The sequence below is a fragment of the Corynebacterium amycolatum genome (assembly GCF_016889425.1).
Lineage (GTDB): Bacteria > Actinomycetota > Actinomycetes > Mycobacteriales > Mycobacteriaceae > Corynebacterium > Corynebacterium amycolatum.
Window position 1 is genome coordinate 1664315 of sequence record NZ_CP069513.1, and the last position, 14837, is coordinate 1679151.

Below are 14837 nucleotides of genomic sequence, written 5' to 3' on the forward strand. Positions count from 1 at the left end.
TCGTTTTAAACCGGCGCCTCTGAGTTGAGGTGCCGGTTTTTCTATTGCCGTCCGGTGATAACTCCTTCTTCAACTACAAAAGGCCAGCTAATTCCATTTCTAGTTAAGACCTGGTTGCGAAGGGATTCAGGAAGAACTTCGGTACGGCTGCCATAGCCCATGAGGTACTCGTCAAAAGCGGGCAGTCGAAGCGTCAGTGAAAGCGCGGCTTCAAGCTCGGCCTCAGTTACGTTCTGCTGCCATGCCGGCATGAAGTACTCATTTTGCGTGAGGGGTTCGCCGGTGAATTCTGTGTCAGTTGGCGCGTGCGAAGAGGCGGAGGAATCGAGGGAGAAAGGAACTATTAAGTGGTCGATAAGCTTAAGGGCCTTTTTCGCTTGAGTTTTCGTCAGTCCCAGCCACCACGCGAAGTCAGCTACACAGATAGGTCCGCGGGAATCAACATAGCGCCAGGCAATGTCGGCCAGCGTGGATTCAGCTGAGTGTCCTGTGCTGGAGCCCTCTGTGGTTTTTTCTGAGAGGCCGCCTTTGAAAGTTACGTCGGTAAGCAGGACGAAGGTATCTTGGGCTCCTTTTCGTGGCCCTTGGATGACAGCGCCTTCGCCGCCGAATGTGCGCAGTAGGTGAGGGCCTCTTTGTTCCGTGGGGTCTATTCCATGATCTGCGAAAACCTCATAGGCTTCGGTCCGAGTCAGCGGGTCGGACAGACCACGTGAGCGCAATTCGGAATGAAATGCTGCCCGTGCGGTCTGCACATCATCTTGAGAAAGTCCGAGTGTCGTACGGCGTCTTGCTGCCGCCTTTTCGATGCGCGGATTCGTCAACCTCATAATTGCTTCCGCGTCTTGTGCTGAAACAAAGTGCAGGGTGCCTCGTTGAGACCAACAGCGAACGATGTCGAAAGAAGAAATGGCTGCTAAAACATCGTCGGAGGTGCTGCCACTGCGTAGGGCGATGGCATTAACACCGTTCGAATAATTCTGCCCTTGTAGAGCAACCATGCCATGCGTTGCTGATAATGCAGGCGACTTGAGATTTGTATTCCAATCGCTGCGTGCTTGACTTGCAGCTAACCTCTGGGCAATGAGACGGCGTGCGCGAAGTTCAGCTAACTGAGGTAGATAGTTTTGGGACATTATGTCTCACTCATTCTGTACGGCACTATCCTCGTCATTCTAACCATTGCAGCTCCGGCAAAACGCTCGACTGCTGAGGCGCCACAACAATTAGTCCCTGGGTCGCACGAGTCAGTGCAACATACAGGTCCTGTAGCCCCTGCGGAGATTGCGCCACAATCTGGTCGGGCGCGACGACGATGACCTCGTCGAATTCCAGGCCCTTTGAGGTCGTGATGTCGTAGACCGCGCAGTTGGTGAGTTTGTTGGGGCGAGTAGCAGGTGCGTCATTGGCGCTAGTCGCGTCGGCAGCATTAGAGCCACCAGCCCCGCCATCTTCACCATCTCCACCAGTTCGGCCAGCGAGAAAATCCCGCACCTCCGCGCGCGTGGCGTCGAGCAACTCTGCCGGGGCGATGACCGCGACCAGGCGATCCGGTTGTGCAACCCGCTCCACATGTGCCAACGCCTCCGTCACGGTGCGAGCCTGAACAGGCTTGCGGCCGGTCGCGCGAATCGACTGCGGCGCCTCCAGCTCCGAATCAATCTCAGCCAGGACGCTGGCGGCAACCTCCATCACCTCAGCAGGGGTGCGGTAGTTGACGGTCAGCTCGTGGAGATGCCACCTCGAGCCGATGATCGGTTCCAGCACATCGTCCCAGGTCGCGGCACCTGCGGGTGAGCCCGTCTGGGCCACGTCGCCGACGAGGGTCATCCAACCATTGGGGCTGCGGCGGCGCAGCATGCGCCAGGCCATCGCGGAGAGTTCCTGAGCCTCGTCGACGATGACATGGCCGTAGGCCCACAGGCGATCCGCCGCCGCCCGCTCGGCGGTGGATCGCAGGTCGCGCTCACGGTGGCGTTCGGCCAGTGCCTCGGCATCGATGACGTCGTACGCAGATAGAATCTCGGCCTCGAAGCCGTCGTCAAGGTCCTGGGACGCAGAGCTGGACAGGGTATCCAACGCGCCCTGCGCCTCCTCGACGCGGGCCTGCCAATTCTCGTCATCGGTCTCCGCTTCACCAACCGGGCCGAGGAGCTCCGCCAGCTCGTCGAGAAGCGGGGCGTCGGAAGGCATCCAGTCGGTGCCTTCCGGCCGGTAGAGAGCCTCGCGCGTCAGCTCGTCGTAATCGCTGGCGGCGTAGTCGATGGCCTCGCGGGAACTCAGCAGTTCCGACAGCACCTGCTCGGGTGTGAGTGCGGGCCACAGCTCGTCGAGGATGTCAGCGACTGCTCCGGATTCGTCAATTTCGTCGCGCAGGTCGGCAACGTCGGTCACGGACAGCAGGTTTTCGCCGCCCAGCGGGTCGGCGCCAATGACCTCGGCCATCTGTGCGGCCAGGAGTTCCACCACGTGATCCCGGAAAATCGGACGTGCCAGATTATGTGGTTTACGAGTCCGCCGCGCACGCGTTCGCGCGGCTTTCACCATCTCTGGCGTGATGGTCAGGATGATGTTGTCGTTACGGACTTCAAACGACTCCGCGGGGAGCTCCTGGTAGGCCCGCACGGCTTCGCGCAGGATAGTGAGCATCTCCATCGAGCCCTTAACTTCCTGCGCAACCAGGGGTTCGGGGTTGTGCCCGTCGATAAGCGCGTTGGACGCGCGTACGCCGGGGTAGAGATCGGCGATGGTGGTCAGCACCACGCCTGTTTCGCCGAGGCTCGGCAGCACGCGGGAAATGTAGTCGAGGAAGGTCGTGTTCGGGCCGATGATGAGGACACCGGTTTTCGCCAGCTGATCGCGGTAGGTGTAGAGAAGCCACGCGACGCGATGCAGCGCCACCGCCGTCTTGCCCGTGCCGGGCCCGCCCTGGACGACCAGGGTGCCGCGGGTGGAATCGCGGATGATGAGGTCCTGCTCGCGCTGAATGGTCTCCACAATGCCGCGCATATGGCCGGTGCGCGCTTGATTCATGACCTCGCGCAGCACCGATTCGCCACCGACACCAGCCTCGACTTCGGTTTCGTGTGCGCTGTCGGCTTCCTCGCCGGAGAGCCATTCGTCGTCAATGCTGCGGACCTTCCGGCCGTGCGTGCGCAGGTGGCGACGCAGGCTGACTCCCTCGGAATGCGCGGTCGTGGCCAGGTAAAACGGGCGCGCACCATCGGCACGCCAATCCATGATGACCGTGCGGTAGTCGTCGTTTTCATCGGACAGGCCGATTCGCCCGATGTATCGCTTATCGACGGTCGCCCCCGGCCCTTCCTCTGCCAAAGGATTGTCGGGGTCTGGGTCATCGATATCGATTCGACCAAAGACCAGGCCAATCTCGGCTGAGCGGTAGCGGTCCAGGTTAGCCTGTAGTCGGTGGTATTCCACCTCGCGTTCAACGCGGGCTTGCGGGTCTGGGTCGTCGATGAGCATGACCTGTCGCAGGTACTCCTGGTCGCGCTCGCGTGCCCGGTCGAGGAAGCTGAACGCACGATCGACATAGGCCTGTTCTGCAGCGAGGGTGCTCTCTTCTTCTCGCTGTGGTGCTGAACTTGCCTGGTCCGGCAGACCTGCCTGGCCAGTGCGGCCAATGCGGCCTGTCTGGTCCTGCCCGGGCTCGGATGCGAGCGACGCCAACCTGGTCTCCTCAACAGTTCGTTAAAACTAGTGCTAATTGATGTGCTGAATGAATATAAAAATATGAAAACGCCCCCGCACGCGTAGTGGCGTGGGGAGCGTTTAAGTATACCGCTTTAACTGCGGCAGCAAACTTACTGCAGGCGCTTCTGCGCCTTCTTTGCAGACTTCTTGGCCTCCTTGGAAGCCTTGGCTGCGCGCTTGCGCAGTTCCTTGCGCTGCTTGCGAGTGTCCTTCTTGAGATCCTTGCCCAGGTCCTCGGCGTAGTCGCGAGCGTCCTCAGCGAGCTCGCTAGCCTTGGCAATCCAGTCGTCCTTGTTGTCCTCGACGTAGCTCTTAGCGGTGTCGAAGGCGCCGGTGAGCTGCTCGCGCCAGCCGTCCTTGTTCTCCTCGACGTATTCACGAGCCCCATCGGTGGCCTCAGAAGCGCAGTCGCGGAGCAGGCCGGCCTTTTCTCGGACGTTCTCGCCGGCGGAAGCGAAAGCTGCGCTGACTTCCTCAGTGCGCTGCTCGGTTTCAGACTTGGTCGGCAGGGCAGCCTGAACCTTCTTGTTCAGCTGCTTGCCAGCCTTCTCAGCGCGCCAAGCGACACCCGGCTTGCCGTCGGTGTCAGCGGTAGCCAGGAAGAGGCCACCCAGCAGACCGATGTCGGTCAGGAATCCAGTGCGGCGAGCCGCCTTCTCCTTCGAGTCCTGGGCCTCCCAGAATGCGTGGCGAGCCAGCATCGTCGGAATTTGTGCAGCGACCAGAGCCGTGGCGGACAGGCGTGGGGCCTTACCCAGAGCGTAGAGGGAACCGGCGGCAACCTTGGTACCAGCGACGGCCTGAACAACCAGCTTCTCGCTATTTGGCACGTACTTGTTGTACTGGTTCGGGGTTACGGAGCGGACGCGGGCAATCAAGTCGCGTGCGCCCTCTTCATGATCCTTCTGGTTCATCAGCGTGTCGACACCGTCGGCAACGAAAACCGAGGCCAGCATTGGTCGGGCAAACTTGCGAATCATCTAAATTCCATCTCCTTTGTCGTCCAGGTGAAACCGTGTTTTTGGCCACCTGGTCGCTGTAATTCACTATTAATCCTACGCAGCCTGGCCTATTTATGTCGTGGGAATGACGAGTTTTTCAGACGCTGCGACTGCATCTAGCGCTACCAACCACGCTCATCCAGCACTACCAGCCGCGCTGGCGCCAGTTCTCCACCTCGGGGCTCTCGACGCCAACTGTGGTGTCCTTGCCGTGGCCGGGGTGAATCACCGAGTCGGCGGGGTAGACGTGGAAGACACGGCTCTCGACATCGTCGATAAGCTGCGAAAAATCCTCGGGCGAGTACGTTTTACCGACACCGCCTGGGAAGATGCTGTCACCGACGAAGAGGTGGTGTGACGGGGTGTCGTCGGAAAGCGCGCCGGTTACCTTGACGGACAGGTCGAGACAGAGGCCGCCTTTGGTGTGCCCGCGCAAGATGAACGTGGGAAGCGTGATGCCCTCGCCGAAAGTAATGGTCTCGCCGCCGTCGAGTTGCTGGTCGGCGGGTTCGGGAATGTCTGCAGCGTCGAGGCATGACGTGATGTGGCGGGCCGGGAATGCCTGCAGGAGCTCGCCGAGCGCCTGGACGTGATCGCCGTGGGAGTGCGTGGTGACAATCGTGCGGACCTGCGCGCCGACGTGCTCAACCAGGCGGACTAAGTGGTCGGCGTCGGTGGCGGCATCGATAAGTAGGGAATTGTCGGGCTCGCGGGAGTCGACCAAAAGGTAGACGTTGTTTTCCATCGGTCCGACGGAGGTTTTATAAATAGTGACATTGCCGTAGTCAATGCGCTCAACGCCGCGCGTGCTCGGCGCGTTGGAGTAGGGGCTAATTGTAATGACGTCGTTCATGTGCCCCAGGGTAATGAGGTGTCTGTCGGTGCGCTAGGAACGCGACTTAACTGCGAGTCTCTGAACACATGTGCGAAAAATTGGTTATGGACTGTAGACTGGTCGGCAGTGAATCGTCGACGAATTGAGGTTTCCCACTGTGGCTGAACGTCTAGTGGTCAGAGGCGCCCGCGAGCATAACCTGCAGGGTGTTGACATCGATTTGCCCAGAGACAAGATGGTGGTTTTCACCGGTCTGTCGGGGTCGGGTAAATCGTCACTGGCATTTGACACAATTTTCGCCGAGGGCCAGCGCCGTTACGTGGAGTCGCTGAGCTCCTATGCGCGCATGTTCCTGGGGCAGATGGAAAAACCCGATGTAGAGATGATTGAGGGGCTCTCGCCGGCGGTGTCGATAGACCAGAAGTCGACGAACCGCAACCCGCGCTCGACCGTCGGAACCATCACAGAAGTGTATGACTACCTGCGTCTGCTCTACGCACGCACCGGTACTCCGCACTGTCCGACCTGTGGGGAAGTAATCTCCTCACAGACTCCACAGCAGATTGTCGATCAGGTCATGGAGATGCCGGAGGGCACCAAATTCCAGGTCCTCGCACCCGTCGTGCGTACGCGCAAGGGTGAGTTCGTCGACCTGTTTGAACGCCTCGCATCCGAGGGCTACGCGCGTGTCATCGTCGACGGCGAAATGCATCGCCTGACGGATCCGCCGAAGCTGAAGAAGCAGGTCAAGCATGACATTGACGTGGTTATTGACCGCCTTCAGGTGAAGGAGTCACAGCAGCGCAGGCTCACCGATTCCGTCGAAACGGCGCTTCTGCTTGCCGACGGCGTCGTGGTCATCGACGCAGTCGGGCTAGAGGCAGATGACCCGCGTCGAACCCAGCGTTTCTCGGAGAAAATGGCCTGCCCGAATGGGCACCGCATCGCTATCGATGAGCTGGAACCACGGTCGTTTTCGTTTAACTCGCCGTATGGTGCCTGCCCGGAGTGCGACGGCATCGGCACCAAGCTGGAGGTGGACACGGACCTGGTCATTCCAGACCCGTCGCTGCCGACGATTGAGGCGATTGCGCCGTGGCGGCAGACGCTGAACAAGAAGTACTTTGAAAAGCTGGTCGAGGGGCTCGCCACCGAGATGAGCTTCGACCCGACCACGCCTTTCGAGGATCTCACAGCGCCGCAGCGTAAGGCCCTGCTGCATGGTTCCAGTCACAAGGTCACGGTGCGTTACCGCAATAGGTACGGCCGTACTCGCCAGTACACCGCGCCGTTTGAAGGCGTGATGCCGTACCTGCACCGCAAGCTGTCGCAGGCAGAGAGTGACTCTCAGAAGGATCGCTTCCAGGGGTACATGCGTGAAGTGCCGTGTCCTGCGTGTAATGGCACGCGTCTGCGGCCAGAAATTCTTTCGGTGACGCTGGATTCGGCGGAGTTCGGGCAGAAGAATATTGCCGAGCTCACAGAGCTGTCGGTCCACGATGGCTCGGCATTCCTGAATTCGCTGACTTTGGGCAAGCGCGAGGAAATGATTGCCGGTCGCGTTCTGCGTGAGGTGCAGGCTCGTCTGAAGTTCCTGCTGGATGTGGGGCTGGACTATCTGTCCCTGTCGCGTTCGGCGGGCACGCTGTCCGGTGGCGAAGCGCAGCGAATTCGTCTGGCCACCCAGATTGGTTCGGGGCTCGCCGGCGTGCTTTATGTCTTGGATGAGCCGTCGATTGGTCTTCACCAGCGCGATAACAATCGTCTAATCAAGACTCTGAAGAACCTGCGCGACCTGGGCAATACCCTGATTGTGGTCGAGCATGATGAGGACACGATTCGCGAGGCCGATTGGCTGGTCGACATTGGGCCAAAGGCCGGTGAATACGGCGGCCAGATCGTCTACCAGGGTGACCCGTCGGGCATTGTTGACTGCGAGGAATCACTGACAGGTGCGTATCTCTCGGGTCGTCGGGTATTGGCAGTGCCGGAGAGCCGGCGTGCGATTGATAAGTCGCGCATGGTGACGGTCAAGGGCGCTCGCGAGAACAACCTGAAGAAGATTGACGTGAAGTTTCCCCTCGGTGTGCTGACCTGTGTGACGGGGGTTTCCGGATCAGGCAAGTCGACCTTGGTCAACGAAATTCTGGCCAAGGTGATGAGCAACGAGCTCAACGGAGCTCGTCAGGTGCCGGGTCGACACAGCCGCGTGGAGGGGCTGGATCACCTGGACAAGCTGGTGCAGGTTGATCAGTCGCCGATTGGCCGCACCCCGCGTTCCAATCCAGCGACGTACACCGGCGTGTTCGACAAGATCCGCAACCTCTTCGCAGAGACGCAAGAGGCTAAGGTTCGCGGCTATAAGCCCGGTCGCTTCAGTTTCAACGTCAAGGGCGGTCGTTGTGAGGCGTGTAAGGGCGACGGCACCATCAAGATCGAGATGAACTTCCTGCCGGATGTCTACGTGCCCTGCGAGGTTTGCCACGGCGCGCGCTACAACCGCGAAACGCTGGAGGTTCGCTACAAGGGCAAGACCATTGCTGAGGTGCTGGACATGCCCATCTCCGAGGCAGCGGAGTTCTTTGAGCCGATTCAGTCGATTGCGCGTTATCTCAATACGCTTGTCGACGTCGGCCTGGGCTATGTCCGTCTCGGACAGGCGGCAACCACGCTCTCGGGTGGTGAGGCTCAGCGCGTGAAGCTGGCCAGTGAGCTGCAGAAACGCTCTAATGGTCGCACCGTTTACATCTTGGATGAGCCGACCACGGGTCTGCATTTTGAGGACATCCGCAAGCTCATGCTGGTGTTGCAGGGTCTGGTGGACAAGGGCAACACCGTCATTGTCATTGAGCACAACTTGGATGTCATCAAGTCTGCGGATTGGATCATCGACATGGGGCCGGAGGGCGGTTCCGGCGGTGGCACCGTGGTTGTAGAGGGCACCCCGGAGGACGTCGCGAACTGTTCCGGATCCCACACCGGGCAGTACCTGAAGCCGCTGCTTAAGTAGCTTAGGTAGTCGGCTCGTTTCCGTCGGAAATTCCTGGACGGTCGGTGCGGGTGACGCCTTCCAGTCTGTCAGCAACGGGGTCGGCATCGGCAGCATTGGCATCGGCGGCAGCGGCAGCGCCGACAGCGGTGGCAGCGTCAGAATCGCTGGCGGTGCCGTCACGGTCCGATGCCGCTGGTTCCTCGGCATTCTTCTGCTTTGCTCCGGAGACCGCCATGGCTAGCAGAATTAGACCACAGCCGAGGAACGCCAAGGCGCGGATAACGCCATCGAGTGTTGCCATGTCGTAGAAGATCAGCTTGACGATAGACAGCGCCGCAATGGTCAAACCCGCTGCCAGTCGCGCCGGAATGTGGTGGAACCTCTTCGATAGCACCAGCATGCCAGCTATCGTGGCCCAGAAAATACTCAGCAACATGTGTGCAGCGTTGAAGCTCACGCCAATAGTTGTGAGCAGCACGATAAATGGCATACCCAGCGCAGCCAGGCCAATCAGTGCAAAAGCTGGCGGCAGCTGCGACCTTGCCGCCGTCACGGCCAGGCCGACGTCGGCGCACAGCAGGAACAACAGCGAAAGCATTTCTGCCCACGTTGCCGAGTAGTCAGCCGCAGCACCGGCATTCAACGCTGCGGGCAGGATGTAGAGGTGTACTACCGTTGCGCCGAGCAGCCAGGTCAGCGCCGCAATCTTTGTATAGGGTGCGACGGCATCCCGCGTTGGCTCAGGAGCTTGTAGTCGGGTGCCAAGCGCGCTGTGCTTCGGTGCTGTGGCCAGCGCCCAGACAAAGAGCGCGGCACCGATGGAGATTGGGATGAGACCCCAGGCGTGGGTTCCAGTACCGGCTCCTGCGTCCCCTTCTGGGCCCGCTACCGCGAGTGCAAGCCAGGGCAGAATTGCCGTGGCCAAGGCCATTGGGGCGAGATAGCTGAAGATGGCACGGTTCCAAAGGAATATCGCAGCAATTGCGATGAACAGCACGAATCCGCCGTAGAACAGCAACCAGAGGCTGGAGGTGGACTGTGCGGCGTTGACCGTTGGGACTGCAGCTATAACCGGAGTCGAGAAGGCAACTACTGACGTGGTGGTGACCAGATCGTCTTCCCAAGTGCTGGTCTCCGAAGGCTCGTCGTCAAGCTCGGGAGTGAGTTGGCGAGCCAACGCCAGCGGGCCGAACTGGGCAAACACGAAAAGGGCAATGGTGAGTGCGGCGATTGCAGGCAGCACCAGTGCATTGTTGGTCGTGATCGCGCCGATGAGAACGTTTGCGCCGAGCAGGAATGCGACTACGTACTTCCGGAAGGGGATGTTCAAGAAGCAGACGGTAGCGGCGATAACCATCAGTTGAAGGGTGATTTGCGCGAGCGAGGAGCTCAGCGGGCGGGCGTGGAAGTTGAGGCCGATCGTCGCCCACAGCATTAATCCGGTGTTGATTGTGATGGCCCACGCGGCGGTTGCGCTCGACTTTGTCCACCGCGCGCCGTATAGGCCGACGGCGGCGAAAGGCAGCATGATGACCAGCGTCGCCGCCACCGGAATCCAGTCGAGGAGGTAGGACATCGACATCGTTGTCAGGTGTGCAGCGGCTAGCGATGTCGCAATCAATGCCGTTACGCCAGCAGGCGGTGCTTGACGACGGTGCGCTCGCACAGCCGCGACCGCGAGCACGGCGGCCAACAAGTAAGCCAGGACCACACGCCCGGCCGGTCCAATCAGGCCGGATTGGATTGCGACCGCGACGAAGAACGCGATACCGGCAGCGGTGATGAGACCGCCAAAGATTGCAATGATTCTGATGATTGCCTTCTCGTTGCGCCACCAGGGTTCGCGGGGCTCGCGAGGTTCACGCGGTGCCTCTGGCAGTTTCGGCGGCGGGGCGGAGCCGGTTAGGGAAGACTGCGGTGAGGGAGAAGACTGCGGCGACTTCGAATCCCGCCGCCACTGGTGGGCAGAGGGGAAGCCGAACATCGGCTGCGCACCTGCGTCGCTCTGTGGCAGGGGAGCTGGTTGATTCCGCCAGTCCGCTTGTGTTGGCGGTGGCTGCGGATTGTGTTGATGTGCCCCTTGGGGCGCAGCATGGGGCGGCGCTTGAGGTGTCCGCTCAGGCGCCGATTTAGGTACCGCTTGAGGTACCGGCGCAAATTCCGTTCCCGTAGTTTGAGGCGCGCTCGGTACAGTCGGCGCTTGCCCGCTTGCCTGCGAAAGGCGCACCTGCCAAGTTCGGGTGAGTTGAGCCAGCCGAAGCGAGCTGGCCTCCAAATCTGCCAGAGCATGGGAAAGCTCTGAGACGGAGTCGCCGGTCAGGACAAAATCTCTGGTCGGGGGCTTGTCGTATCGGGCGGAATGCTGATTAGGGTTGGTGTTCTCGGCTTTAGGGCCAAAGCCGTTGGAGCCAGTATTCATGGTGACGACTTTAATCGTGTTTGACCTAAAAACTATGGAGAGAATCTACCAATCTGATTACAATTCCGATTGCACTTTTTAACGCTCGGTAGTGCGCCGGGGGAGCTGATGGCGAATAACCTGGCGTAAGAGTCGGTTTTGGTATGCGAGAACGCTTGTGTTAGCATCTCGTGTACGACCGCCAGAATGTGATGCTTCTTGCTGCCTTCGGGGAGCATTTAGTTGCATTCGGCAGCGAAGAGGATTTAAGTCCCACCCTAGGTGCGCCAAAGAATTACGGTAGCGCCGGGGTCCACCCTAATCGGTGATGTCACATCGCACGATTGGAAGGCGTCCTTATACAGTGTGTAGTAATCCGCTGTAGACGCGTGGCTTTTCTTCCTTTCCCGCTTGCTATCGCGGTTTGAAACGAAGATTGTTCAGGTTCAACCTAGGAGGCCACATCAGCGCTGAAGCTCGTATTAACGAGGATATTCGAGTACCGGAAGTCCGCCTTGTAGGACCGAATGGTGAGCAGGTGGGCGTTGTCCGCACCGGTGACGCACTCAAGCTCGCTTACGAAGCAGACCTTGACCTGGTTGAGGTTGCTCCGCGAGCAAAGCCGCCGGTCGCCAAGATTATGGACTACGGCAAGTTCAAGTACGAACAAGCCCAGAAGGCACGCGAGGCTCGAAAGAACCAGCAGCAGACTGTGGTCAAGGAGCAGAAGTTCCGTCCGAAGATTGATGACCACGACTACGACACCAAGAAGAACAACGTTGTTCGTTTCTTGGAGAAGGGTTCGAAGGTCAAGGTCACGATTATGTTCCGTGGCCGTGAACAGTCTCGTCCAGAACTGGGATTCCGCCTGTTGGAGCGTCTGGCCGCCGATGTCGAAGAGTACGGCACCGTCGAGTCTCGCCCGAAGCAGGACGGTCGCAACATGACTATGGTCCTGGGGCCGGTTCGGAATAAGGGTAAGAAGTAACCGACCTGACCAGAAATGGTTGTAAACGAGATCTTTGCGCCATGAGCGTCAAAGATCGGTAGGGGAGAGTTTTAACATGAAGCAGAAGACCCACAAGGGCACCGCAAAGCGCATCAAGGTTACCGGTTCCGGCAAGCTGCGCCGCGAGCAGGCTAACCGCCGCCACCTCCTGGAGGGCAAGCCGTCCACTCGTACCCGTCGCCTGAAGGGCACCACGGACGTTGCTAAGTCGGACGTCAAGCGCGTCAAGCGTCTGCTGGGCAAGGCTTAATTTTTCAAGTCTCGTCCCAGGGCAATCGCCCTCTTAATTTCACTAGTTCTTAAAGACAACGAAAAGGAAGTATCACCGTGGCACGTGTGAAGCGGTCTGTTAACGCTAAGAAGAAGCGTCGCGAAGTTCTCGATTCCGCAAAGGGCTACCGTGGTCAGCGCTCTCGCCTGTACCGCAAGGCCAAGGAGCAGATGCTCCACTCCAAGACTTACGAGTTCCGCGATCGCCGCCACCGTAAGGGTCAGTTCCGTCGTCTGTGGATTCAGCGCATCAACGCTGCTGCCCGCGCTAACGACATCACCTACAACCGCTTCGTCCAGGGCCTGAACCTGGCTGGCGTTGAGGTTGACCGTAAGAACCTGGCTGAGCTGGCTGTCAACGACCCACAGGCATTCGCTGCTCTGGTCAAGGTCGCTAAGGACGCTCTGCCGGAGGACGTCAACGCTCCTGCTGCTAAGTAAAGCAGCTACGAGGTAACTCGTACGTAGCGTCGGCAAGCACCTGCGACTGGCAGTGCGGTCTTGCCAACATCTTTGAAAAACCACCGTCGATTGGGTTAACGAATAACCTCGGCGGTGGTTTTTCGTATCCGCGCTGGCAGTTATGAATCCCGAGCCGCATCACTAGGATTAATCACTATGAACTCTGCGCTGTACTTCAACGACGAGCCGTTTACTCCTCGCACTCCGCGCGTCTCGGCGGCTATTCAGCTCCACCGTGCGGCCAAGCGGAAGAAGGCTGGGCGCTTCCTCGTCGAGGGCTTCAATTCCGTCGATGCGGCTATCCGCGCAGAGGCCGTCGTGGAAATCTTCGTCACGGTAGCCGCCGCCGAGCAGTTCTGCGAGCTGCTCACGGGGTATCTCGAACCTGGGACGCAGCGCAAGTCTGTTTCGCTTATCGACGACTCCGCCGCCCGCTCATTAAGCGAAACCGTCACCACTACCGGGCTTTTCGCCGTCTGCGACATAGGTGCGGTGTCCACTTCGTTGGAGGAGGCCATTGAGGTTGGAAAGCAGTCCGGTTGTCTGGTGATTCCGGTGGAGTGCAATGACCCGGGCAATGTTGGCACGATTGTGCGCATGACTGATGCCCTCGGTGCTGGTGCGGTGATCCTTGCTGGCGATTCGGTTGACCCTTTGAACTCGAAGGCCGTGCGTTCCTCTGCGGGGTCTGTTTTCCATACACCGGTCGCACGCGAGCGCGATATCGATGTCGTTGTGGAGAGAGTCAGGGAAGCGGGTTTTACCACCCTCGCTACGGCGATGGATGGCGCTCTCACGCTCGGTGTTGATGCGCTTCCCGACGGTCCCGTCGCCTGGCTTTTCGGCAACGAAGCACATGGCCTGTCGGAGGAGATTACGGCCTCGGCGGGGGCGAGTGTGGCCATCCCGATTAAGGGCGAGGCAGAGTCGTTGAACCTCGCCACCGCAGCGGCTATGTGCCTGTGGGAGACAGTTCGGGGTAACTAGGAAACCTCGATGGTGAGGTGCGTGCACGTGTGCAGTTATCCTCGACTATGATTGTTCCATCACAAGAACTGATAGTCCTATATAGAAGTGGTTGACACGTGAGCGATTCGCCAAATCCTATCGATCTTTCCGAGGACGCCCTCCAGGCGGCTGCGCAGAAGGCCACGGATGCCTTTGACGCTGCCGGCAACCTGGATGAGCTTTCTGCCGCCCGTCGTGAGCACTTGGGGGATGAAGGTTACATTCCGCAGGCTCGCCGCGCGCTGGGCTCCATTCCGAAGGCTGAGCGCAAGGATGCTGGTCGTCGCGTGAATGTTGTTCGCGGAGCCGTCGAGAAGCACTATGCAGAGCGTCTTGCGGTGCTGGAGGAAGAGGAAAACGCGCGCCGTCTGGTCGCGGAGCGCATCGACGTGTCGGTGGACACCACGCGAGGCCAGCGTGGCGGTATGCACCCAATTACTATCCTGTCTGAGCAGATCGGTGACATCTTCGTGGGCATGGGTTGGGAAGTTGCCGAGGGCCCGGAGGTCGAAGCCGAGTACTTCAACTTTGACGCGCTGAACTTCCTGCCGGATCACCCGGCTCGTACCCTGCAGGATACTTTCCACATTGCGCCGGAAGGATCCAAGCAGGTGCTGCGTACGCACACCTCTCCGGTTCAGGTTCGTACTCTGCAGTCGCGTGACCTGCCAATTTACGTTATCTGCCCGGGGCGTACCTTCCGTACCGATGAGCTCGATGCCACCCATACCCCGGTCTTCCACCAGATCGAGGGGCTCGCTGTGGACAAGGGTCTGACCATGGGCCACTTGCGCGGAACGCTGGACCATATGGCAAAGGCGCTGTTCGGACCGGAGACCAAGACCCGTATGCGCACCAACTACTTCCCGTTCACCGAGCCGTCGGCTGAGGTTGATGTCTGGTTCCCGAACAAGAAGGGCGGCGCTGGCTGGATTGAGTGGGGCGGCTGCGGCATGGTGAACCCGAACGTGCTGCGGGCCTCCGGCATTGACCCGGAGGTGTACTCGGGCTTCGCGTTCGGCATGGGGCTGGAGCGCACCCTGCAGTTCCGCAACGGTCTGACCGATATGCGCGACATGGTCGAAGGCGATGTTCGCTTCACGCAGCCGTTCGGTATCCGCGGCTAATTCACTGACCTACAGATAGGAGTT

11 protein-coding genes are annotated in these 14837 nt (G+C 59.6%); 6 read left to right on the forward strand and 5 right to left on the reverse strand.

Annotated elements, in window-relative coordinates; translation table 11 throughout:
* Window positions 1-41: 41 nt before the first annotated feature.
* The 4 genes from I6J19_RS07350 to I6J19_RS07365 form a co-directional block, all read right to left on the reverse strand.
* Window positions 42-1136, reverse strand: a complete 1095-nt coding sequence (locus tag I6J19_RS07350) for a DNA glycosylase AlkZ-like family protein (protein ID WP_038625658.1) — start codon at window positions 1134-1136, stop codon at window positions 42-44.
* 34 nt (window positions 1137-1170) lie between these two features.
* On the reverse strand, window positions 1171-3687 hold the full coding sequence (locus I6J19_RS07355) for a HelD family protein (RefSeq protein ID WP_038625656.1): 2517 nt from the start codon (window positions 3685-3687) through the stop codon (window positions 1171-1173).
* A gap of 134 nt (window positions 3688-3821) precedes the next feature.
* Window positions 3822-4691 (reverse strand): DoxX family protein, encoded by an 870-nt coding sequence (locus I6J19_RS07360; RefSeq protein WP_038625654.1) that lies wholly within the window; start codon window positions 4689-4691, stop codon window positions 3822-3824.
* A gap of 166 nt (window positions 4692-4857) precedes the next feature.
* Window positions 4858-5565 carry an MBL fold metallo-hydrolase gene (locus I6J19_RS07365; protein WP_187402462.1) on the reverse strand — a complete coding sequence of 236 codons (708 nt, stop codon included), beginning with the start codon at window positions 5563-5565 and terminating at the stop codon, window positions 4858-4860.
* A 139-nt stretch (window positions 5566-5704) separates the two neighbouring features.
* Between I6J19_RS07365 and uvrA the strand changes: the two genes are divergently transcribed.
* Window positions 5705-8557, forward strand: a complete 2853-nt coding sequence (gene uvrA, locus I6J19_RS07370) for an excinuclease ABC subunit UvrA (RefSeq protein WP_038625652.1) — start codon at window positions 5705-5707, stop codon at window positions 8555-8557.
* 1 nt (window position 8558) lies between these two features.
* Here uvrA and I6J19_RS07375 read toward each other — a convergent pair whose 3' ends face one another.
* On the reverse strand, window positions 8559-10958 hold the full coding sequence (locus tag I6J19_RS07375) for a DUF2339 domain-containing protein (RefSeq protein WP_038625644.1): 2400 nt from the start codon (window positions 10956-10958) through the stop codon (window positions 8559-8561).
* Window positions 10959-11373: 415 nt separating this feature from the next.
* On the opposite strand from I6J19_RS07375, the gene infC reads away from it, so the two are divergent.
* The 5 genes from infC (at window position 11374) to pheS (ending at window position 14813) form a co-directional block, all read left to right on the forward strand.
* On the forward strand, window positions 11374-11925 hold the full coding sequence (gene infC, locus I6J19_RS07380) for a translation initiation factor IF-3 (protein ID WP_187402461.1): 552 nt from the start codon (window positions 11374-11376) through the stop codon (window positions 11923-11925).
* A 76-nt stretch (window positions 11926-12001) separates the two neighbouring features.
* Window positions 12002-12196: a 50S ribosomal protein L35 gene (gene rpmI, locus I6J19_RS07385; protein ID WP_005511726.1), complete on the forward strand. Its 195-nt coding sequence runs from the start codon at window positions 12002-12004 to the stop codon at window positions 12194-12196.
* 77 nt (window positions 12197-12273) lie between these two features.
* A complete protein-coding gene (gene rplT / locus I6J19_RS07390) occupies window positions 12274-12657 on the forward strand; it encodes a 50S ribosomal protein L20 (RefSeq protein ID WP_005511721.1) in 384 nt (127 codons plus the stop codon).
* A 177-nt stretch (window positions 12658-12834) separates the two neighbouring features.
* Complete coding sequence (locus tag I6J19_RS07395; RefSeq protein WP_038625639.1) at window positions 12835-13665, forward strand: TrmH family RNA methyltransferase; 831 nt, start codon at window positions 12835-12837, stop codon at window positions 13663-13665.
* Window positions 13666-13763: 98 nt separating this feature from the next.
* A complete protein-coding gene (gene pheS / locus I6J19_RS07400; protein WP_038625637.1) occupies window positions 13764-14813 on the forward strand; it encodes a phenylalanine--tRNA ligase subunit alpha in 1050 nt (349 codons plus the stop codon).
* The last annotated feature ends 24 nt before the right edge of the window (window positions 14814-14837 follow it).

Excerpts from the sequence above, each read along its gene's own strand:
- I6J19_RS07360 (WP_038625654.1), bottom strand. The coding sequence starts at position 4,691 with ATGATTCGCAAGTTTGCCCGACCAATGCTGGCCTCGGTTTTCGTTGCC.
- I6J19_RS07375 (WP_038625644.1), bottom strand. The coding sequence starts at position 10,958 with ATGAATACTGGCTCCAACGGCTTTGGCCCTAAAGCCGAGAACACCAAC.
- I6J19_RS07365 (WP_187402462.1), bottom strand. The coding sequence starts at position 5,565 with ATGAACGACGTCATTACAATTAGCCCCTACTCCAACGCGCCGAGCACG.
- I6J19_RS07350 (WP_038625658.1), bottom strand. The coding sequence starts at position 1,136 with ATGTCCCAAAACTATCTACCTCAGTTAGCTGAACTTCGCGCACGCCGT.
- I6J19_RS07395 (WP_038625639.1), top strand. The coding sequence starts at position 12,835 with ATGAACTCTGCGCTGTACTTCAACGACGAGCCGTTTACTCCTCGCACT.
- rpmI (WP_005511726.1), top strand. The coding sequence starts at position 12,002 with ATGAAGCAGAAGACCCACAAGGGCACCGCAAAGCGCATCAAGGTTACC.